The following is a 19,903-nucleotide window of genomic DNA, read 5'->3' as shown; positions in this document are numbered from 1 at the left end:
GCCACCAGTGGACGGCGGCGGGCCAATGCCCATAATGTGCCGGTCGTCCCAAGCCCCATGGCGTGGAGGAAAACCAAGATGTCTGCTGCCATGTTTGCCGCCCTGTTCTTCACGGTGGCACTTCTCGTCACGACGGCTTACTTCATCATGGGTTCCATCCCGCTCCTGGTGCTGAAGCACGACACGCCGCTAGACGCCCGCTTTGTGCGTGGCTTCTTCAACATCTACTACCGCGCCGCATTCGTTACCGCGGCTGCAACAGCCGTCAGCTTTGCATTTGCGGGTCGCCCGGGGCTTGCGGTGGGTGCTGCGGCGCTGGCGTTGATTGCCATCGCGCTGCGCAAGAAGGTCATTCCCAAGATGGACGCGCTCGGGGAGCAGATCCAGTCCAACTACATGGATGCGATCCCGGGATTTCGCAGGACTCACATCACCGCAATCCTGATCAACCTCGCCCAGCTCGTGGCGATCGTGTGGAGCCTCATCGCCCTGAGCCGGTAAAGGGCGGCTCAGGGGTCGATGAAGCGGGCCGCACGCTCCGCCACCATCACCGTCGGCGCATTCGTGTTGCCCGAAACCATGCAAGGGAACACCGAGGCATCGGCCACATACAGGCCTTCGATGCCATGAACCTTCAGCGTCGGGTCCACGACTGCCAGATCGTCGATGCCCATCTTGCAGGTGCTGGTCGGGTGATACAGGGTGGATGCGTGACCGCGAACGAAATCGCGCAGCTGCGCATCGGTGACCGCGCCCGCACTGGCCGAAATCTCATCGCGGAGGTGTTCGGCGATGGGCGCCTGGCGCAGGATCTCCCGGTTGAGGCGGATGCCTTCCACCAGAAGCTGCAGGTCGCTGCCCTGCGCGTCGCTGAAGTACCGAGGGTCGATGGCCGGCGCCTCGAGCGGATCGGCGGAACGCAGGCGCAGCTCGCCGTGGCTCTGCGGTCGCTGCAGGACCGAGAAAAGCGTGATGCCCGGGCCTGCCGAGAGATGGCGGTTGTGGTCGCGGTTGGCGCTCGGGATGCAATAGAGCTGCAGGTCGGGGTCGCCGGCGCCGGGTCCGACGCGCGCGAAGCCCCCGCATGAAGACCAGTTCGAGGCGAGCGGTCCGCTGCGGTCTTGCTCCCACAGCTTCATGTGAAGCGCCGCCTCCTCGTCCGAAGCCTGTGCAATGCCGAACCGCTCGTGCGTGGCACAGGTGATGGAGGCGTTGACGTGGTCCTGCAGGTTCTTGCCGACGCCGGGCAGGTCGATCAGCGGGCGTATGCCGACACGGGAAAGCTCGTCGGCCGCACCGATGCCCGAGTTCAGCAGCAGGTGAGGCGAGCCCACGGCGCCTGCACAGAGCACCACCTCGCAAGAGGCGGTAACGCGTCCGGGAACCCCGTTGTGAAGAAACTCCACGCCGGTTGCCCGCGTACCTTCGAAGATCAGGCGCAGGAGCGTCACGCCGGTGTGCAATGACAGGTTGGAACGCGCCAGCGCGGGCGCCAGGAATGCGCTGCCGGTGCCGAAGCGCGCGCCGTCCTTCACCGTGGCCTGGAACAGCCCGACGCCTTCCTGGCCCGGGCCATTGAAATCTTCGTTGGCCGGCAAGCCAGCCGCCTGCGCGGCCTGTAGCCAGAGGCGTTCCACCGCGTCGACGTGCGCGATGTCGGAGACGACCAGTTCCCCTTCGCAGCCGTGCAGGGGCGAAGCGCCAAGCCGAAGGTTCTGCTCGGACCGTTTGAAGAACGGCAATACCTCTTTCCAGCTCCACCCGGCGCATCCGGCCGCTGCCCAGCGGTCGTAGTCGGAGGGCAGGCCGCGCATGTAGATCATCGCGTTCAGGGCGCCCGATCCGCCGACCATCCTGCCTCTGGGCCAGTACAGGCGCCTTCCCTTGCAACCCGGCTGCGGCTCGGTATGAAAGCTCCAGTCCACCTCGGTGTTCAACATCGACGACCACAGCGCCGGAATGCTGGAGGCGCGGGGCGCGGCCCTGCCCGCCTCGAGCAGCAGCACCTTGCGGGCCGGATCGGCCGAGAGCCGGTTCGCCAGCACGCAGCCTGCGGTGCCGGCACCCACGATGATCGTGTCGTACGTCTTCAAAGCGCCGGATGCCGCTGGTGCCAGTCGGTCGCCTGCTGAAAGGCCCAGCCCGCGCGCACAAGCAGTTCTTCCTCGAAATGGCGGGCGACGAACTGGAAGGCAACCGGCGTGCCGGCCTCGGTGAAGCCGCCCGGCAGCGTGATCGTGGGGCTGCCGCTCATGTCGAAGGGGCAGGTGTAGCGCAGCATGGCGGACATCAGCCCGGCGTCCTCGCCGAAGGTGGCCATGCGCGCGAGAGTGGGCGAGGCCACGCCGTGGGCCGGAACCAGCAGCAGGTCGATGCCCTCGAACATCGCCCGCACCCGGCCGCTGAAGGCATGGCGGTTCAGCACGATCTTCTGGTAGTCCACGCCGCTCTGTGCGCGGCCGAGGTCGAGCAGGCCGGACAGGGCCGGGCCGTACATGTCCTTGCGTGCGGGGTAGGTCGACTCGTGCACCACGGCCGCCTCGATGCCGCAGAGCGGAAACCAGTCGGCGATGACCTGCGCCGGATCGGGGAAGGCAACTTCGCGCACCTCGGCGCCGAGCTCGCGCACAGCCGTGAGCGCGCCTTCCATCACTTTCAGGGTCTGCGCATCGACGCCCTCGCCATTCCAGCGTGCATCGATGCCTACGCGCAAGCCGCGCAGGCCCCGCTGCATTCCCGCCAGGTAGTTGGGCACGGCCGCCAGGCTCGCGGTCGGGTCCTTGGGGTCGGCGCCGGCGATGGCACCGAGCATCGCGCCCGCATCGGCGGCGCTGCGCGTCATCGGGCCGATGTGGTCGAGTGTCGCGGCCAGCTCGAAGGCGCCGTGGCGGCTCACGCGGCCCCAGGTCGGCTTGAGGCCGGTGAGCCCATTGGCGGCGCTGGGGAAGCGGATCGAGCCCCCCGTGTCGGTGCCCAGCGAGCCATAGCAAAGCCCTGCCGCGGTCGCGACGCCCGAGCCGCTGGACGACGCGCCCGACCAGTGCGCCGCATTCCACGGATTGACCGGCGGCGTGACCGTGGGGTGGTGGTCGGCATATGCGCTCTCGGTGAGCTGCAGCTTGCCGAGGATCACGGCGCCCGCCTCGCGCAGCCTGCGCACGGCCGTGCCGTCTTCGGTGGGCACGAAGTCCCGGTAGAGCGTCATGCCGGCGGCGGTGGCCACGCCCTCGGTCCAGCACAGGTCCTTTACCGCGACCGGCACGCCATGCAGTGGCCCTCGGATCTGTCCCTTTGCGATCTCGGCCTCGGCGCGGCGCGCTTCGGCCAGCGCCTGCTCGGCCATCACGATCGCGTAGCTCTTCAGCGCGCCGTCGACCTTTTCGATGCGGTCGAGTTGCGCTTGCGTGACCTCGACCGGCGAGAGCTCCTTGCGCTGGATGCGCTGGCCGATGTCCACCAGCTCGAGGTAATGCAGTTCGTTGCTCATCCATGGACTCCTGTGTATTGACTCATGATTTCGAAATCGCCGAGGTGCTCGCGCGGAATCTCCCCGCCGATCTGGCCGCGCTTGATGACGAGCACCCGCTGCGACACGGCGGCGATGAATTCGAGGTTCTGCTCCACCAGCACGATCGTGAGCTTCATGCGGTCGCGCAGCGCCGCCAGCGTTTCGGCGATCTCCTCGATGATCGAAGGCTGGATGCCTTCGGTGGGCTCGTCGAGCAGCAGCAGCGTGGGCTTGCCGGCCAGTGCGCGGGCCAGCGCCAGCAGCTGCTGCTCGCCGCCCGAGAGCGAACCGCCGGGCCGTTCGAGCAGCGGCTTGAGGCGCGGAAAGTCCTCCAGCAGTGCCTCGATGGTGTGCAGCGTGCGCTCGCCGGTCTTCACCAGGCCCATGCGCAGGTTGTCCATCGCGCTCAGCGTCGGAAAGATCTCGCGCCCCTGCGGCACGTAGGCCATGCCCAGGCGGGCGCGCGCATGCGGCGCGAGGCGCGTGACGTCGGCATCGCCGAAGCGCACGGTGCCCGATGTGGCACGCAGTGCGCCAATCAGCGTGCGCAGCATGGTGGTCTTGCCCATGCCGTTGTGGCCGAGGATGCCGACCGATTCGCCTTGTGCGATCTGCAGCGAGATGTCGTGCAGCACGGGGATGGCCCCGTAGCCTGCGTGAAGACCCGATACGTCCAGCATGTTGTGGTGCGCCTTCGGGGTCAGTGCGGCTTCTTGCCGAGGTAGATCTGCTGGATCAGCGGGTCGCTCATGATGCGGTCCGGCGTGTCCTCCTTGATCACGGCGCCCTGGTGCAGCACGGTGACTTTCCTGGCGATCATGCGGATGAAGTTCATGTCGTGTTCCACCACCACCAGCGCATGCTGGCGGTTGATTTCCAGGATGAGTTCGGCCGTGCGCGCCACCTCGCCGTCGCTCATGCCGGCGGCCGGTTCGTCGAGCAGGATCAGCGGCGGATCGGCCGCGATCACTACGCCGATCTCGACCCACTGCCGCATGCCGTGCGCCAGCAGCCCGGCCGTGACGTCGCGGTAGGCATGCATGCCTACGCGTTCGAGCGTCTCGCGCGTGATGCGGTCGGCCTGCGCGGTGCTGTTCAGGCGCCGCGCCGAGAGCCACACGTTCTCCCACACGCTCAGCCCGTTGAACAGGCTGGGCACCTGGGTCTTGATGCCGATGCCCAGGCGGCCCGGGTCGTGCGGCTGCATCTTCGAGATGTCCTGGCCGCGGAACAGGATCTGGCCCGAGGTCGGCTTGACCTGGCCGGTCAGCAGCTTGAAGAAAGTGCTCTTGCCGGCGCCGTTCGGGCCGATCACGCAGCGCAGCTCGGCTTCGGCCAGCGTGAAGTTCACGTCGCGCGTGGCGTGCACGCCGCCGAAGCGCACGTTGAGGTTGCGGGTCTCGATCAGGGGCGTCGTCATGGGGCCGTCTCCGTTGCGGTCAGCGCGTGCGGCGCTTCGATCGGGGCCTTGGGGGCCGCCGCGGGCGAGGCCACCTTCGGGGCATGTGCCGGCGTCTTGCGCAGGCGGCGCCACGCCATGTCGATCAGGTCGCCGAGGGTCGGTACGATGCCGCGCGGCACCAGCAGCACGAAGACCACCAGGATGCCGCCGAGCACCAGGTTGGAATTGAAGGTCTGCTGCGTACCGATCTGCGAGGTCAGCCACTGGATCGCGATGCAGCCGACGATCGGCCCGACCAGTGTGCCCAGGCCGCCGACGATGACCCAGATGATGATCTGCGCCGACTGCCCGAGGCCGAAGATGGTGGGGCTCGTGAATGCACCCCAGTTCGCGAACAGGCAGCCCGCCAGGCCTGCGATGGCGCCCCCCAGCGTGAAGCTGAATAGCTTGTAGGCGCGCGCGTCGTAGCCCAGCAGCAGCACGCGCTGCTCGTTCTCCTTGGCCGCGACGATCACGCGGCCGATCTTCGAGCTGATCAGCACGCGCAGCCCCAGATAGACCAGCAACAGGCAGCTGAAGGTGACGTAGAACAAGTCCTTCGGTGTGAGCACCTCGTCCTGCTGCCCGGGCCAGTTGAGCGTCGGTATCGCCGGGATGCCGTTGAAGCCGCCCAGCGGCGCATTGCCGATGCGCCACTCCGGCCCGGCGGTCGAGTTGATCAGGTTGAACAGGATCAGCGTGACGGTGAGGGTGATCACGCCCATGTACACGTCCGACAGGCGGCCGTAGAAGATCACGTAGCCCAGCAGCGCGGCGAACAACGCGGGGACCACGATCGCGAGCAGGAAGGGCACGGTGCTGTCGCCCATGTTCATCATCGCGATCGCGTAGGTGTACGAGCCGAGGCCGAAGAAGGCTGCCTGCCCGAAGCACAGGATGCCGCCGAAGCCCCAGATGAAGGCAAGGCTCACGCCGAGGATCGACATGACGGCGTAGATCGTGACTTCGATCAGCGTGTAGTCGTCCATCACGCCGGGCAGGCCGAAGAGCAGCGCGACGCCAACGGCCAGGCTGATCGCCGCGCTGACCCAGGACTTGGCAAAACGATTCACAGGGACCCCTTGAAGAAACGTCCGGTGATGCCTTGCGGCAGCAGCCGCAGCATCACGATCGCGGCCACGAGCAGCGCCACCTCGCCCAGCACAGGCGTGGTCACGAAGGTCGCGAGCTGGTTGATGGCGCCGAAGAGCGTCGATGCACCGATCAGGCCTGCCAGGATGGCCGGCCCGCCGCCGATCACGGTGATGAAGGCCTTGGCCACGAAGGCGGCGCCCATGGTCGGCACCACGCCGGTCAGCGGCGCGAGCAGCCCGCCGGCCAGGCCGGAGAGCGCGGCGCCCACCGCGAAGGTGACCGAGTACACGCGGCTCGGGCTGATGCCGAGTGCGTTCGCCATATCGGGCTTCTGCATGGTGCCGCGCGCGATCAGGCCCAGCTGCGTGCGCGTGAGCACGAAGCGGATCGCCAGCGACAGCGCCACGGCAACCGCGATGATCACCAGCGTGTAGCCGCTGACCGAGTAGGCGCCGATGGAAAAGCTGCCCAGCGGCGCCGAGACGCCGGCCGTGGTGTTGCCCGCCACCGAGGTGACGATGCCCACCAGCAGCAGCGACAGCCCCCAGGTGGCCAGCATGGTGTCGACCATGCGGCCGTAGAGGCGGCGAATGACCAGCCGCTCCAGCACCACGCCGACCAGGCCCACCGCGATCGGCGCGACGATGAACATCGCGATCCACAGGTTGATGCCGAGCTTGAGCGCCGCAATGACGGCATAGGCGCCGAGCATCATGAACTCGCCGTGCGCGAGATTGATGACCTTCATCATCCCGAAGATGACGGCCAGCCCGGCGGAGACGATGACCAGGCTCGCCACCGCGTAGAGCACCTGGATGAGAACGACGAGTGCGAGATCCATGCCGGTGCCTTGCCTTCAGACCTTGATCACGTACTGCTGGTTGTCCTTCGGGTTCTTCACGAGGTTGCAGACCGCGCTGGTGTCCACCGGCTGCTGCTGCTGGAAGGTCTCGACGATGTTGAGCTGCTTGTTGCGCACCTCGGCGATGCTCACGTTCAGCACGCAGTGGTGGGTGGCCGGGTCGAGCGAGACCTTGCCGCTCGGGCCGTCGATGCTGATGCCGGTCTCCAGGGCCGCGATCATCTTCTCGCGGTCGAGCGAACCGGCCTTCTTCACGCCCTCGGCCCAGAGCTTGAAGCCCTGGTAGGTACCCATCGCGAGCTCGGTGATGTTGGGATAGTCGGCGCCGAAGCGCTTGTAGAAGCGCTCCTTGAAGGCCTTGTTCTGCGGCGTGTCGAGGTTCTGGAAGTAGTTGTAGGAGATGAGAAAGCCGTCGGCCTCGGCCTGCGACAGCACGATGTGCTCGTTGCCGCCGGCGAAGGTGGTGGATGCGAGCGGGATCTTCTTCGTCAGGCCCGCGGCCGCCCACTGGCGGTAGAAGGAGATGTGCGCGCCGCCGACCAGCGCCGAGACGATCATGTCGGGCTTGGCCGCCTCGATCTTCGAGATGGTCGGGCCGAAGTTGGTCACGTCGAGCGGGAAGAAGTCGATGGAGGCGACCGAGCCGCCGTTCTCCTGCACGAACTTCTTGACCCATTGCGAGGTGATCTGGCCGTAGTTGTAGTCGGCCGCCACCACGTAGACCTTCTTGCCCCACTTCTTCATCGCGTAGGGAATGAGCTTGGCGACGGTCTGGCCGGGCGTGACGCCGGTGCAGAAGGTGTTGCGGTCGCACACGCCTCCTTCGTACTGCGTGTTGTAGAAGTACAGCGTCTTGTTGCGCGTGAGCACCGGCCGGATCACCTCGCGCGAGGCCGAGGTGATGCCGCCCATCACGACCGTCGACTTGTCCTTCAGCGCCGATTGCTGCGCGAACTGCGCATAGAGCTGCATGTTCGACTGCGGGTCGTAGGTGGCCAGCCTGATCTTCTTGCCCAGCAGGCCGCCGGCGGCGTTCTGCTCTTCGACCGCGAGCGTCATGCAGTCGGCCATCGGCTTGCCGTAGATGTCCAGCCCGCCCGACATGTCGACGATGCTGCCGACGACGATCTCGTCGGCGGCCATGGCTGACATCGGAAACAGCGGCACCGCGGTGCCCGCCAGGGCAGCGGCCGAAGACTGGATGAAGGAACGACGATCCATGGAACTAACTCCTCGTTGCTCGGCGGGCGCAGCCGCCGCTGTGTTGTTGAGAAAGGCAGGAACAGAAGAAAGCGGGCGAAAGCGTCAGATGGCTTTCCAGTCGCCGGCCTGCTCGAAGGCATAGGCGGCGCGGTAGATGGTGGCTTCGTCGTAGCAGCGGCCGGTGAGCATCATTCCGACCGGCAGGCCGTCGATCAGCCCGCAGGGCACGCTCATCGAGGGATGGCCGGTGACGTCGAAGGGGCAGGTGTTGGGCAGCACCTCGAAGGCGCGCGTGACCACCTCCTCGATGCTGGCGCCGGGCGCCGGCAGCGGCGTGGCCGTGATCGGCAGCGTGGGCATCAGCAGCAGATCGACATCGGACAGGGCGCTGTCGTAGGCCGCGGTCAGCTGGCGGGCCAGGTTCTGCGCCTTGGCGTAGTAGTGGCCGCGGTAGTGCTTGATGAAATACTCGCCAAGCACCATGGTGAGCTTGAGCGTTTCGGAGAGCTCGTCGGCGCGGTGCTTCCAGCCGGCGTGGAAGTCGACCATGCTGGTGACGTAGAGCCCCTTCCAGTTGAAGCCGTGGCCGTTGTCTTTCATCATCTGCTGGGTGGCACCCTCGGCGGCAATCGGCAGCCAGATCGCCGGGCCGACCGAATGCATGGGGACCGACACCTCGCTGACGATCGCGCCCAGCCGGGTAAACACCTCGGCCGCCTTGCGCACCTTGGCGCCGACGGCGGGGTCAGACTGGGGCCAGCCGAAGCCTTCTTTGACGATGCCGATGCGCAGGCCGCGCACGCCGTCCTTCATGAGCTCGCTGTAGGGCTTGGCGGCCTGGCCCGCATGCTGGCGCGGATCGAGCCCGTCGGGGCCGGCCAGCACTTCGAGCATCAGCGCGTTGTCGGTCACGTTGGCCGTCATCGGGCCGGTGTGGTCGATGGTCAGTTCGATCGGCATCACGCCGGTGTAGGGCACCAGGCCGTGGGTGGCCTTCATGCCGTAGATGCCGCAATAGGACGCCGGCATGCGGATGGAGCCGCCCTGGTCGCCGCCGATCGCCAGGTCGACCTCGCCCGCGGCCACCAGCGCCGCGCTGCCCGACGAGGAGCCTCCGGCCGAGTAGCCCATGCGGTGCGGGTTGTGGACCGGCCCGGAGGCACTGGTGTGCGAGCCGCCCGAGAAGCAGAAGTATTCGCAGACCGCCTTGCCCACCACCGTGGCACCGGCATCGAGCAGCCGGGTGACGACGGTGGCGTCGACGTTCGGCACATAGCCTTCGAGCGTGGAGGCGCCGTTCATCATCGGCACGCCGGCGAGGCAGACGTTGTCCTTGAGCACCACGGTCTTGCCGGCGAGCTTGCCCTCGGCCTTGCCCTTGATCGTGGTCTTGACGTACCAGGCGCCGTACTTGTTTTCTTCGCCCAGGGGGCGGTAGCCGGGCGTGCGCGCATAGCTCACGACAGGCAGGTAGTCGGGCATCGCATCGACCGCGTCGTAGGCATCGAAGTTGGCCTGCAGCAGCGCGTTGTAGCTGCTGGCCTGCGCTTCGGACAGATGGATGCCCAGGCCCAGGGCAACGTCCTGCAACTGGTCGAGGGTGGGGCGCTTGATGGCCATGAGCGGACTCCGCGTTCTTCGTTGAATGGGCGCCGGCAGCCCCGAAGAGGCCGCCGGATCGGCGTTGCGTCGGCCTTGCCGCACCGTGCGAAACAGCGGGCGCCTACAGGCTCGTCACAGCCCGATTTTGTGTGCCGATATTTTCCAAGTCAAGGATTTTGTTTTCCTTGGAAAATAAAATACACCCGTTTTCCACTCGCTCAAAGTCGCGTGATGACGCGAAACGCATTGCCTTCGGCCCGGGCCAGATAGATCGGCGTGCGGTTCACTCCGCCGCCCTGGTAGCTGGCTTCCCGCGCACTGCGGTAGTGAATCGGCGTGCCGCCCAGGTGTTCCAGGCAGGCCATGGGCTGTCTGCTTCCGGCGAACAGCGCGCCCAGGAAATGCATGCCCTCGTAGGTCGACTGGCCGAAGGTGTTGAGGGTCGGCGCGCGCTCGCCGAAATGTGCGTGGTAGCGCTCCTTGAAGGCCAGGTTGGCCTCCGTGTCGAGCGTGGCGAAGTAGCCGCAGGCCATGTAGAGGTCTTCCGCGTTGTCGGCGCCGATGCCCAGGAGTTCGTTCTCCCCGATGGCGCAGGACAGCCGCAGCATGGCGCGCGACAGGCTAGTGCGGCCGAAGGCCCGGTTGAACTCGATGGCATCCTGTCCGATGAGCGAGAGCAGGACGGCGTCGACGCTGCCCTTGTGGAGCGCGTCGAGCACCTGCGAGAAATCCGTGGTTCCGAAGGGAACGTACATCTCGCCGACCAGCTCGCCGCCGGCTTGCGCGATGTAGCTGCGCGCCATCCGGTGCGAGACGTGCGGCCAGATGTAGTCGTTGCCAACCGCGAACCAGCGCCGCGGGTGCTTGTGGCGGCCCAGCCAGCCGATCGCCGGCTGCAGCTGGCGTGCGGCGGTCTCGCCGATCGCGAAGACGCCTGGCGTGGATTCCCCGCCTTCGTACAGCGGCGTATAGACGATCGGGATCTGTCCCCCCACGGCGCGCAGGATGCGATGGCGCACGGCGCTGGTGTGCATGCCGATGATGGCGTCGATGTCGCCGGCGTGCACCAGTTCGGTCAGCGTGGCTTCGATGTCGGCCGAATCGCCCGCGGCATTGACGGTCAGCAGCCGGCATGAGCGGCCCCCGATGCCCGCGTCGCGGTTGAGCTCGGCCTGCGCCAGTTTGGCGCAGGCCAGGGAAGAGGGAGCCCATATGCCGGCCGTGCCGCCCAGCGGCACGCACAGCGCGATGTTGAGTTCCTGGCGCGCAAGCAGGGGCCGCGGCCGTTGCGCGCGGGCCGCAATCCTGTTCGATGAGAGGGCGGGCATGGGACGGGTGACCGGTGCGGAGGATGGAAGGACGGCGACTGGGGGCTGAGCATGCTGCAAAAATCGCGCCAATACTTTCCAAGGCAAACGATTCTGCGTAGACTCGCCCGCATCCGATTCCGACGCAGACCGCCCCGCCGCCCATGCCCGAGCAAGACATTTCCCAGTACCTGGCCTACCTGCTGGCCTCCGCCAACCGGCGCATGCGCATCGGCCTGGCCCAATCCATCGCCGCGGAAGAGGTGACGGAAGAGCACTGGCGCATCCTGCAGGTGCTGGCCGACGAGCAGGGGCGTTCCATGGGCGACCTGGCGGAAACCGTCCTGCTGAACCACCCGGCGCTGACCAAGAACATCGACAAGCTGGTGAGCCGCGGGCTGGTGCAGCGCGCAGCCGACGCCACCGACAGCCGCAGGGTGCTGGTCTACATCAGCGACCTGGGCCTGGAAACGGTCTCGCGCCTGAAGAAAAGCGTGGACGCGCACCACGATGTCATCGAAGAAGCGCTGGGCCCGCGCAAGACCAGCCAGCTCAAGAAGCTGCTCGAGAACTTCATCGACGAGTGCGAAGCGCCCTGACGCGACGCCCTACAGCGCCGCCGTCACGATGATCTCGACGCGCAGGTCGGGCGCTGCCAGCCTGGCCTCGCAGGTGGCCCGTGTGGGCATGGCATCGGCGGGAATCCACTCTGCCCAGGCGGCGTTCAGGCCGGCGAAATCTCGGTCGATGTCCTGCAGCCAGATCTGCACCGACAACAGGCGCGACTTGTTCGTGCCGACGCTCGCAAGGTAGCCGTCGATCTTGGCGAGGATGTCCGCGGCCTGCGCCTGGGCATCACCGCTGCGGTCGTTCGCGGTGACGCCTGCGACGTAGACCACCGAGTTGTGCACGACGATGCGGGAAAGGCGTGCGTTGGAGTCGTAGCGCTGGATGTCGCTCATGATGGTTGTCCTTGCTGGAGTGGTTGAAAAGTTGCGGCCGCTCGACGCGCGAAGCGGTCGACGGCAAAGGCTTCGATGGGCAGCGTGCTGCCGCCTTCGGTCACGAGCTCGGCAACGAGCTGCCCGCCGATCGGCCCGAGCTCGAAGCCGTGCGCAGAAAAGCCGAATGCATGCACGAGGTTCGGCGCCGCGCGGCTCGGGCCGATCACGGGAATACCGTCGGGCATGAAGGCCTCGACGCCGGCCCAGGCGCGGTTGACGCCCAGCGGCTTCAGGTGCGGGAACAAGTCGGTCACCGTGCGCGCGCTGCGGGCGAGCTTCGGCATGTCGACGATGCCATGCCGCGCGTCGAGGTCCGCGGTGCAGCGCAGCCCACCGCCGATCAGCACCGTGCCGTTCGCGAACTGCTTGAAGGACAGCGGCCGGCCGGTCGCGCCGAGCACCGGCGTGACGAAGGGCGGTGCACGGTGCGTGATCATGAGCATCAGCCCGCCCCCTTCGACCGGCACCGGGTCACCGGCCTGCGCGGCCAGCGTGCCGGCCCAGGCACCGGCGGCGTTGACCAGATGGGTGGCGTCGAAGCTGCCACGCGTGGTTGCCACGTGCCAGCGGCCGGCGCGATGGTCGATGCGTTCGACGCGCGTCTCCTCGTGCACTTCTGCGCCGGCGCGCTGGGATGCCAGCCGGAATGCGGTGACGGCGCGGTACGGCAAGGCATGGCCGTCATCGCGCACCCAGATGCCGCCGACGACGTGCGGCGCAATGGCGGGCACGAGTTCGCGCACCTGTTTGGCGTCGACGAGTTCTTCATGGCCGAAGCCAAGCGAATGCAGACGCGCAACGGTGTCGCGCAGCGTCTGCAGTTCCTCATCGGTCTCGGCAACCTTCAGCTGGCCGCTGGGCGCAAAACCCGCGTCATCGCCGACGAGTTCGGCCAGCCGGTGCCACATTGTTCGCGACGCCAGCGCGAGCGGAATCTCGGCGACGTGGCGCCCGAGGGTTCGCACGCCGCCCGCGTTCACGCCGGAAGCATGGCGGCCACAGAACTCGGCCTCGAGCACGATGACCGCCAGCCCGCGCCGCGCAAGATGCAGCGCGCTCGACAGGCCGTGCAGGCCGCCGCCAACGACGATCACATCCGCCGATCGCTTCATTCCGCGCCCGCGAGTTCGCCCAGCGAGATCGGCTTGATCGGCGGCCGGATGCGGTAGTAGCCCACTTCGGCCGGCGTCACGCCGCGCGCGTCCGCGATCAGCTCGGTCACGGTCAGGCCGCACTGGCGCCCCTGGCACGGGCCCATGCCGCAACGCCCGAAGGCCTTCGCCTGATTGGGCCCATCGCAGCCGAGCGCCACGAAATGCCGGATGGCGCCGGCAGCGACTTCCTCGCAGCGGCACACGATCACGTCGTCTGCCGGAATGCGGTTGGCCTTCTTGGGCCGGTACAGCGCATCGAGGAAGGGGCGGATGCGCAGGTGCTCGCGCAGCGCCGCGCGAAGCGGCTCGGCAAGCTTGTCGCGCTCGGCGGTCGTGATCCGGCCGAGCCCGTGCATCGCGCCGAGCGCCGCAAGCTCGCCCTGCTGCGCCGCCGCCAGCGCACCACCGATGCCGAGGCCATCGCCGGCGACGTGGATGCCGGGCACGTCGAGCGCACCCCAGGCGTCCGCCTCGGGCCGCCAGCACAGTTGCGCGTTGTCCCACGTGTGCCTGGCCCGCAGCGACCAGGTGAATTGCGTGTTCGGCACCACGCCGTGGTGCAACAGAAGGGTCGAGGTTTCGATGCGATGCGCCTTGCCGCCGGCCGTGAAGCGCAGCGCCTCCACGCCGTCATCGCCTTCCGCTGCGAGGTTCTCGGCACCGGCGTGGAAGGGCACACCGGCGCGCTTCAGCACACGCATGAGCGACAGCCCTTTCTTCAGGTAGCGCCAGCCGGCCAGCGCGCCGCCGAGGTGCGAGAGCGCGCGGCGGTAGTCTTCCATCGACGTCGTGTCGACCAGCGCGCGAATGGGCACGCCCGCGCGCACGTACTGCCAGCCGAGCAGGTAGAGCAGCGGTCCGCAGCCCGCGAGCACGACGGGCTCGGCCGGCACCACGTCGGCGCTCTTCAGCAGGATTTGCGCAGCGCCAGCGGTGAGCACGCCCGGCAGCGTCCAGCCCGGGATCGGGAACGGACGCTCCATGGCGCCCGAGCAGAGCACGACGCGTCCGGCCTGCAGCGTTGAGGTCGCGCCGTCGCGCAGGTAATGCACAGCGCCTTCGGGCGTGACCTGCCAGACGGCGGCGTTGGTCAGGTGCCGGGCGCCGCTTGCAGCGAAGGCATCGGCGAGCGAGCGGCCGGCGGCGTAGTCCGGCCCGAGCAGGTCGACCCGGCGCGCTGGCGCGTCGGTGATGGCGCGATAGATCTGCCCGCCCGCACCGCGCTGCTCGTCGAGCACGACGACGCTGGCGCCGAGCCGCGCGGCAACGATGGCGGCCGACATGCCGGCCGGTCCGGCGCCAATGATGGCGATGTCGCAACGCTCATTCGACATGCGCGGCCTCTTCGGCAATCACGGCATCGGCGCCATTGAAGGAACGCAGGCCAGCCTGCGTCTTCACCTGCATGCCTTCGGCCACCGCGACGAGGCAGCTCTGCCGGTTGGGCTGGCCGTCGATTTCGACCAGGCAATCGAAGCACGCGCCCATCATGCAGTAGGGCGCGCGCGGCGCCCCGCTCACGGGCGTGGTGCGGAAGGTAGAGACACCGTTGGCGAGCAGGGCCGCGGCCACGCTGCAACCGGCCGGAGCCTGCAGGCCACGGCCATCGAAAAACAGGTTGACCATCGGCTCGCCGCGCGGCGAAGCATCGGCCGGAACCAGGGAGCGAAAGCGGACGTTAGTGGGCATGTTGGAAGGTCTCGTTGCCGTTGAGGAAGCGGTCACCGCTGAAAGATTCGATGCCGGCCGGTGCGCCGTCCCCGGCACTGCCGGCGATCCACGGCGCGATGGAGAACGCATGGTTGGCGGCCAGCGTCACGCCGCTGTGGCAGGTCACGACGAAAGCGCCGGGACATTGCGTCGATGCCTGGTAGATCGGAAAGCCGTCGGGCGTCATCACCCGCAGCGCGCCCCATGCGCGCACCAGCCGCAGGCTCTCCAGCACCGGAAAGCTGCGCACGCCGCGACGCGCGATGGTGCTCAGTACGTCGGCGGTCGTGCCGTCGTCGAGGCCGACGTCCTCGAGCGAATCGCCGAGCTGGATCGTGCCTTCGTCCGTCTGGCGCACGTAGGTGGTCGGATGGTCGAGAAAGCGGGCGACGCGTTCGCCGACCAGCACCTGGCCTCTATTGGGCTGCACCGGCGCATGGAGGCCGATCTGCGGCGCCAGCTCGCGGTTGCCGAGGCCGGCCGCGAGCACCACGCGCGGCGCGTGCCATGTGGCCGTGCCGGCCTCGATCTCGAAGCCGCCGGCCTGCGGCGTGATCCGCGTCGCCCGGCTGCCCTGCGCGAAGCGCACGCCGTGATGGCGGCAGGCCGCGTGCAGCGCCCGCAGCAGCTTCAGCGGATTGGCGTGGCCATCCATCCGCGTATAGCTCGCGCCAGCGACCGCGGGCCCGATGCCGGGCAGCCGTGCCTTGAGCGATGCGTGGTCCAGCATTTCGAAGGAGTAGTTGCCGTCGAGCGCGTCGCTGATGCTGCGCATGCGCGCTTCGCGTGCCTGCATCTCCTCGTCGGAAAAGCAGAAATGAAAGCCGCCGGGCTGGCGCAGTTGCACGTCGATGCCGGTGTCGGCGTTCAGTGCCTCGGCGAGCTGCGACCATTGCGCGGCCGACCTCATCGTCCAGCGCGCATACGGCGTCATGCCGAAGCCCTTGCCCTGGACCCATACGAGTCCGAAATTGCCGCGCGACGCACGAAAGGCATCGTCGCCCTCGTCGAGGACGGTCACGCGAGTGCCGTTGCGCGCCGCGCCGTAGGCCAGCGCGGTGCCGACCAGGCCGCCGCCGACGACGATCAAATCACTTGTGTTCATGGAATGCAGAAAAAGAAATGCCCGGATGCGAGCAGATGGGCAGAGGCGGGCAGGGCGCGCTCAGCCCTTGCCGATCAGCACGCGGTCGAGGCCGACGAGGCGGTCGAGCAGCACCATCAGCACCACCGTGCCGGCGATGAGCACGGTCGATACCGACGCCACCAGCGGGTCGATGGTCTGCGCGATCTGGTTGTACATGGCGACCGGCAGCGTCGTGGTGCCCGGCGTGGCGACGAACACGGTCATGGTGAGCTCGTCGAAGCTCTGGATGAAGGCGAGCATCCAGCCGCCGACCACGCCCGGCAGGATCAGCGGCAGCACGATGCGGCGGAACGCGGTCATGCGGTTCGCGCCGAGCGAGAGCGCGGCCTTCTCTGCATCGCGATCGAGGCCCGTGGCCGAGGCCAGCACCAGCCGCAGCGCATAGGGCATGACCACCACCACGTGCGTCAACGCGAGCCACGCGAACGACCCCGACACGCCCACCGTGGTGAAGAAGCGCAGGAACGCCACGCCCAGCACCACATGCGGAATCATCAGCGGCGACATGAAGAAGGCCGCGAGCACGCCGCGCCCCGGAAAGCGGTAGCGCACCAGCGCCAGCGCGGCCGGCACTGCCAGCACCACGGCGACGGTCGCGCTCGCAAGGCCGAGCCAGAGCGAGATCCAGAACGCGTTGACCAGCTCGGTGGCGCCGCCGATGGCGCGGAACCAGCGCAGCGAGAAGCCGTCGGTCGGCAGCGAGATGTAGCCCTTGCCTGTGAACGACACCAGCACCACTACGACCAGCGGCGCCAGGATGAAGGTGATGAAGATCGCGTGGTAGACGAGGGAGAGCAGTCCGTTCTTGCGCATGTCGTGCCTCTTTTTCTCAGCCTTCGAAGACCTGCGCGTAGCGCCGCTCGAGCCAGCGGTTGAAGCCGGCGATGACGATGACGTTGGCCACCAGGAGCAGGATCGCGATCGATGCGCCCAGCGGCCAGTTCAGCGTGCTCAGGAACTCGTCGTACGCGGCCGTGGCCACCACCTTGAGCCGGCGCCCGCCAAGAATGGCCGGCGTGGCGAAGGCCGAGGCCGCCAGCGCGAACACGATGATCCCGCCCGACAGGATGCCTGGCAGGATCTGCGGCAGGATGACCCGGCGAAACACCGTGAAAGGCGCCGCGCCGAAGGAGAGCCCTGCGTTCTCGACCTGCGGATCGAGCTTCTGCAGCGAGGCCCACACCGAGATCACCATGAACGGCATCAGCACGTGCGTGAGCGCGATGACCACCCCGGTCATCGTGAACAGCAGGCGCACCGGTTCGTCCGTGAGGCCGAGCGCCTTCAGCCCCGCATTGATGAGCCCGTTGTTGCCCATGAGGATGGCCCAGCCCAGCGTGCGGACCACGACCGAGACCAGCAGCGGCCCAAGAATGACGATCAGGAAGATGCCCCGCCACGGCGCCTTCATGCGCGACAGGATGATGGTTTCCGGCACGCCGAACAACACCGACAGCAGCGTGACCGCGAGCGCCAGGCCGGCCGTGCGCAGGAAGATCTCGTAGTAGTACGGGTCCGAGAAAACCTCGAGGTAGTTGCGAGCAGTGAAGTCCGGCAGCACACCGCGCGTGCCGTCGAACGAATGGAATGACAACACCGCGGTGAGCGCGAGCGGAATCACCAGCAGCCCGAGAAACAGCAGCAGCGCGGGCGCGCTGAGGAACCAGGGCGCAGAACCCGCGCGCGGCCCGGAGGCTGCCTCAGCCATTCGCGGCCTCCGTGTCGAGCAGGCGCAGGTCGTCGTCCAGCCAGTGCAGCGCGACGGCTTCGCCTTCGGCCGGTGGCACCGCGCCGATGTTGGGATGGCTTACGCGCATCGGCCCGAGCGCGCTGTCGACCTCGACCAGCCAGTGGTTGCCCAGGAAGAGCCTCGTGCGGATGGTGGCCGGAATGCCGTTCGCGGCCGAGGCCGGCGCAAGCTTCACCTTCTCGGGCCTCACGTAGACGTTGACCTCGCGCGCAAGCGGCTTTTCCTGATGCGGCACGTGCAGCAGCGAATCGCCGACACGCACTTCGCAGCAGCGCATGTTGCGGGCTTCGACGACACCCTTCAGCACGTTCGTCTTGCCGAGGAAGGACGAGGCGAACGCGGATTCAGGCCGCTCGTACGCCTCGTACGGTGTGGCGAGCTGCACGATGCGCCCGCCGTGCATGACCGCGATGCGGTCGCTCATGGTCATGGCCTCGACCTGGTCGTGCGTGACCAGGATCGTGGTGATGCCAAGGTGCCGCTGGATGCCGCGCAGCTCGACGTGCATGTCCTCGCGCAGCTTCGCGTCGAGGTTCGACATCGGCTCGTCGAGCAGCAGCACCTCGGGGCGTACCGCCAGCGCACGGGCGATGGCAACGCGTTGCCGCTGGCCGCCCGAGAGTTCCTTCGGGTAGCGCTTGCCCAGGCCCGGCAGCCGCACGAGCTCGAGCGTCTCGTCGATGCGTTTCAACTTCTCGGCGCCCCGCATGCCGCGCATCTCGAGGCCGAAGCCGATGTTGTCGGCCACGGTCATGTGCGGAAACAGCGCGTAGCTCTGGAACACCACGCCCATGCCGCGCTTCTCCGGCCGCATGGCCGTGATGTCGGCGCCGTTCAGGCGGATGCGTCCGCGCGTCGGCTCGACGAAGCCCGCCACCATCTGCAGGGTGGTGGTCTTGCCGCAGCCCGAGGGGCCGAGCAGCGAGATGAACTCGCCGCGCTCGACGTCCAGGCTCAGGCTCTCCACGGCGCGGAAGTCGCCGAAGGTCTTGCCGAGTTGATCGAGTTGAAGGAAGGTCATGCGCTGCTCAGCGTTCGACGGTGCGGTTCCAGCGGTTGGTCCACTCGGCGCGCTTCTCGTTGACCAGCGTCCAGTCGGTGGGCAGCAGCTTGTCCATCTGCTCCTTGCCGTACGGCACCTTGGCCGCGACCGCCGGTGCCAGCTTGGTGGTCGAGTTGGCCGGGCCCCAGCCCTGCGTGTCGGCGAGGATGGCCTGCACTTCAGGCGTCAGCAGGTAGTTGACGAAGGCCTGCGAGAGCGCCGGGGCCGTGTTCTGCGCCACCGGGCAGGCAGCTATCAGCAGGGCCGGCGCGCCTTCCTTCGGAATCACGAACTGCACCGGGAAGCCCGTGTCCTTCAGCGCCTGCACGCGGCCGCTGCCCCACACGGCCAGCATGATGTCGTTGTTCTGGAACAGCTCGGTCATCTTGCCCGGCGACGGTTCCCACGCCAGCACGTTGGGCCCGACTTCGCGCGCCATTGCCGTGAAGCCCGGGTCGATGTTCTTGTCGCCGCCCTTGCGCAGCTTGGCGAAGGTCAGCAGCGTCTGCAGGCCGTAGGTGTTGCTGATCGGCGGGATCGCGACCTTCTGCTTGAAGCGCTTGTCGGTGAGCACCTCCCACGAATCCGGCGGAGGCAGGTTCGCCTTCTTGAAGGCTTCGGTGTTGTAGGCGATGCCGGCGGCGACGATGCCCACGCCGACTGCGCTGTCGGTCATGCGTGCGACGGGGTACAGGTCTTTCAGCACCGGCTGGTTGCCCAGCTTGTCGCAGAAGCCGAACTGCACAGCCTGGTACATCGGGCCGTCGTCGAGCAGCACGACGTTGAGTTCCTGCTTGCCCTTTTGCGCCTGCAGCTTGGCCAGTGTGTCGGTTGAGTTGCCCGACACGTAGACGATCCTGGCGTTGTGCTTGGCCTCGAACGCGGGGATCAGCTTCTCCTTGAAGGCCTTCTCGGTCGAGCCGCCGTAGGAGCCGACATAGAGCGTGGTCGGCTGCTGGGCCGATGCGGTGGTGGCCGCGGTCAGGGCGCAGAAGGCCAGCACGGTGGACAGCGCCGCATTCACGGCCGCGGAAACGGGACGAAGCATCATGGGATTTCCTTTGTTGCGCACCAAAAA

Annotated in this window: 20 protein-coding genes; 2 read left to right on the top strand and 18 right to left on the bottom strand. The window is 67.5% G+C overall.

All coding sequences use genetic code 11. From position 1 onward, the window contains the following. Positions 1 to 78 precede the first annotated feature (78 nt). Positions 79 to 501, top strand: coding sequence for a hypothetical protein (locus NWF24_RS24245; RefSeq protein ID WP_258350768.1), 423 nt, complete (start codon positions 79 to 81; stop codon positions 499 to 501). An 8-nt stretch (positions 502 to 509) separates the two neighbouring features. Here the strand turns inward: NWF24_RS24245 and NWF24_RS24240 are convergent, their stop codons facing one another. The 9 genes from NWF24_RS24240 to NWF24_RS24200 all read right to left on the bottom strand — a co-directional run bounded on the left by NWF24_RS24240 (position 510) and on the right by NWF24_RS24200 (position 11,039). Beyond that, positions 510 to 2,093, bottom strand: a complete 1,584-nt coding sequence (locus NWF24_RS24240) for a GMC family oxidoreductase (RefSeq protein WP_258350767.1) — start codon at positions 2,091 to 2,093, stop codon at positions 510 to 512. Then, the gene (locus NWF24_RS24235; protein WP_258350766.1) at positions 2,090 to 3,487 is read right to left on the bottom strand and encodes an amidase; all 1,398 of its coding nucleotides are present in this window, start codon (positions 3,485 to 3,487) and stop codon (positions 2,090 to 2,092) included. Before NWF24_RS24235 ends, NWF24_RS24240 begins: the two co-directional genes overlap by 4 nt. Beyond that, the gene (locus NWF24_RS24230) at positions 3,484 to 4,188 is read right to left on the bottom strand and encodes an ABC transporter ATP-binding protein (RefSeq protein ID WP_258350765.1); all 705 of its coding nucleotides are present in this window, start codon (positions 4,186 to 4,188) and stop codon (positions 3,484 to 3,486) included. Before NWF24_RS24230 ends, NWF24_RS24235 begins: the two co-directional genes overlap by 4 nt. 20 nt (positions 4,189 to 4,208) lie before the next feature. After that, entirely contained in the window at positions 4,209 to 4,928 is a 720-nt protein-coding gene (locus tag NWF24_RS24225; protein ID WP_258350764.1) for an ATP-binding cassette domain-containing protein, read from the bottom strand. Next, positions 4,925 to 6,022, bottom strand: coding sequence for a branched-chain amino acid ABC transporter permease (locus NWF24_RS24220; protein WP_258350763.1), 1,098 nt, complete (start codon positions 6,020 to 6,022; stop codon positions 4,925 to 4,927). The genes NWF24_RS24225 and NWF24_RS24220 overlap by 4 nt, the downstream gene beginning before the upstream one ends. After that, positions 6,019 to 6,885: a branched-chain amino acid ABC transporter permease gene (locus NWF24_RS24215; RefSeq protein ID WP_258350762.1), complete on the bottom strand. Its 867-nt coding sequence runs from the start codon at positions 6,883 to 6,885 to the stop codon at positions 6,019 to 6,021. Before NWF24_RS24215 ends, NWF24_RS24220 begins: the two co-directional genes overlap by 4 nt. A gap of 15 nt (positions 6,886 to 6,900) precedes the next feature. Continuing rightward, on the bottom strand, positions 6,901 to 8,127 hold the full coding sequence (locus tag NWF24_RS24210; protein ID WP_258350761.1) for an urea ABC transporter substrate-binding protein: 1,227 nt from the start codon (positions 8,125 to 8,127) through the stop codon (positions 6,901 to 6,903). 84 nt (positions 8,128 to 8,211) lie between these two features. Further along, complete coding sequence (locus tag NWF24_RS24205; RefSeq protein ID WP_258350760.1) at positions 8,212 to 9,729, bottom strand: amidase; 1,518 nt, start codon at positions 9,727 to 9,729, stop codon at positions 8,212 to 8,214. A 200-nt stretch (positions 9,730 to 9,929) separates the two neighbouring features. Next, the gene (locus NWF24_RS24200) at positions 9,930 to 11,039 is read right to left on the bottom strand and encodes a substrate-binding domain-containing protein (RefSeq protein WP_258350759.1); all 1,110 of its coding nucleotides are present in this window, start codon (positions 11,037 to 11,039) and stop codon (positions 9,930 to 9,932) included. 143 nt (positions 11,040 to 11,182) lie between these two features. On the opposite strand from NWF24_RS24200, the gene NWF24_RS24195 reads away from it, so the two are divergent. Further along, a complete protein-coding gene (locus tag NWF24_RS24195) occupies positions 11,183 to 11,617 on the top strand; it encodes a MarR family winged helix-turn-helix transcriptional regulator (protein WP_093049237.1) in 435 nt (144 codons plus the stop codon). A 9-nt stretch (positions 11,618 to 11,626) separates the two neighbouring features. Here the strand turns inward: NWF24_RS24195 and NWF24_RS24190 are convergent, their stop codons facing one another. The 9 genes from NWF24_RS24190 to NWF24_RS24150 are packed head-to-tail and all read right to left on the bottom strand — an operon-like array spanning position 11,627 to position 19,876. After that, on the bottom strand, positions 11,627 to 11,980 hold the full coding sequence (locus tag NWF24_RS24190) for a RidA family protein (RefSeq protein ID WP_093049240.1): 354 nt from the start codon (positions 11,978 to 11,980) through the stop codon (positions 11,627 to 11,629). Then, positions 11,977 to 13,134, bottom strand: a complete 1,158-nt coding sequence (locus NWF24_RS24185) for an NAD(P)/FAD-dependent oxidoreductase (protein ID WP_258350758.1) — start codon at positions 13,132 to 13,134, stop codon at positions 11,977 to 11,979. Before NWF24_RS24185 ends, NWF24_RS24190 begins: the two co-directional genes overlap by 4 nt. Further along, positions 13,131 to 14,510, bottom strand: coding sequence for an NAD(P)/FAD-dependent oxidoreductase (locus NWF24_RS24180; protein ID WP_258350757.1), 1,380 nt, complete (start codon positions 14,508 to 14,510; stop codon positions 13,131 to 13,133). Before NWF24_RS24180 ends, NWF24_RS24185 begins: the two co-directional genes overlap by 4 nt. Continuing rightward, entirely contained in the window at positions 14,500 to 14,865 is a 366-nt protein-coding gene (locus NWF24_RS24175; protein ID WP_375338409.1) for a (2Fe-2S)-binding protein, read from the bottom strand. The genes NWF24_RS24180 and NWF24_RS24175 overlap by 11 nt, the downstream gene beginning before the upstream one ends. After that, a complete protein-coding gene (locus NWF24_RS24170; protein WP_258350756.1) occupies positions 14,855 to 15,991 on the bottom strand; it encodes an NAD(P)/FAD-dependent oxidoreductase in 1,137 nt (378 codons plus the stop codon). Before NWF24_RS24170 ends, NWF24_RS24175 begins: the two co-directional genes overlap by 11 nt. 60 nt (positions 15,992 to 16,051) lie before the next feature. Next, entirely contained in the window at positions 16,052 to 16,846 is a 795-nt protein-coding gene (locus NWF24_RS24165) for an ABC transporter permease (protein ID WP_258350755.1), read from the bottom strand. A gap of 16 nt (positions 16,847 to 16,862) precedes the next feature. After that, entirely contained in the window at positions 16,863 to 17,741 is an 879-nt protein-coding gene (locus tag NWF24_RS24160; RefSeq protein WP_258350754.1) for an ABC transporter permease, read from the bottom strand. Beyond that, positions 17,734 to 18,804, bottom strand: coding sequence for an ABC transporter ATP-binding protein (locus NWF24_RS24155; protein WP_093075647.1), 1,071 nt, complete (start codon positions 18,802 to 18,804; stop codon positions 17,734 to 17,736). The genes NWF24_RS24160 and NWF24_RS24155 overlap by 8 nt, the downstream gene beginning before the upstream one ends. Positions 18,805 to 18,811: 7 nt before the next feature. Continuing rightward, positions 18,812 to 19,876, bottom strand: coding sequence for an ABC transporter substrate-binding protein (locus NWF24_RS24150; protein WP_375338408.1), 1,065 nt, complete (start codon positions 19,874 to 19,876; stop codon positions 18,812 to 18,814). Positions 19,877 to 19,903: the final 27 nt, after the last annotated feature.

This window comes from Variovorax paradoxus (genome assembly GCF_024734665.1).
In the GTDB taxonomy this organism is placed as follows: Bacteria; Pseudomonadota; Gammaproteobacteria; order Burkholderiales; family Burkholderiaceae_C; genus Variovorax.
The sequence above is the reverse complement of the archived record's forward strand: the minus strand, read 5'-3'. Positions and strand labels throughout refer to the sequence as shown.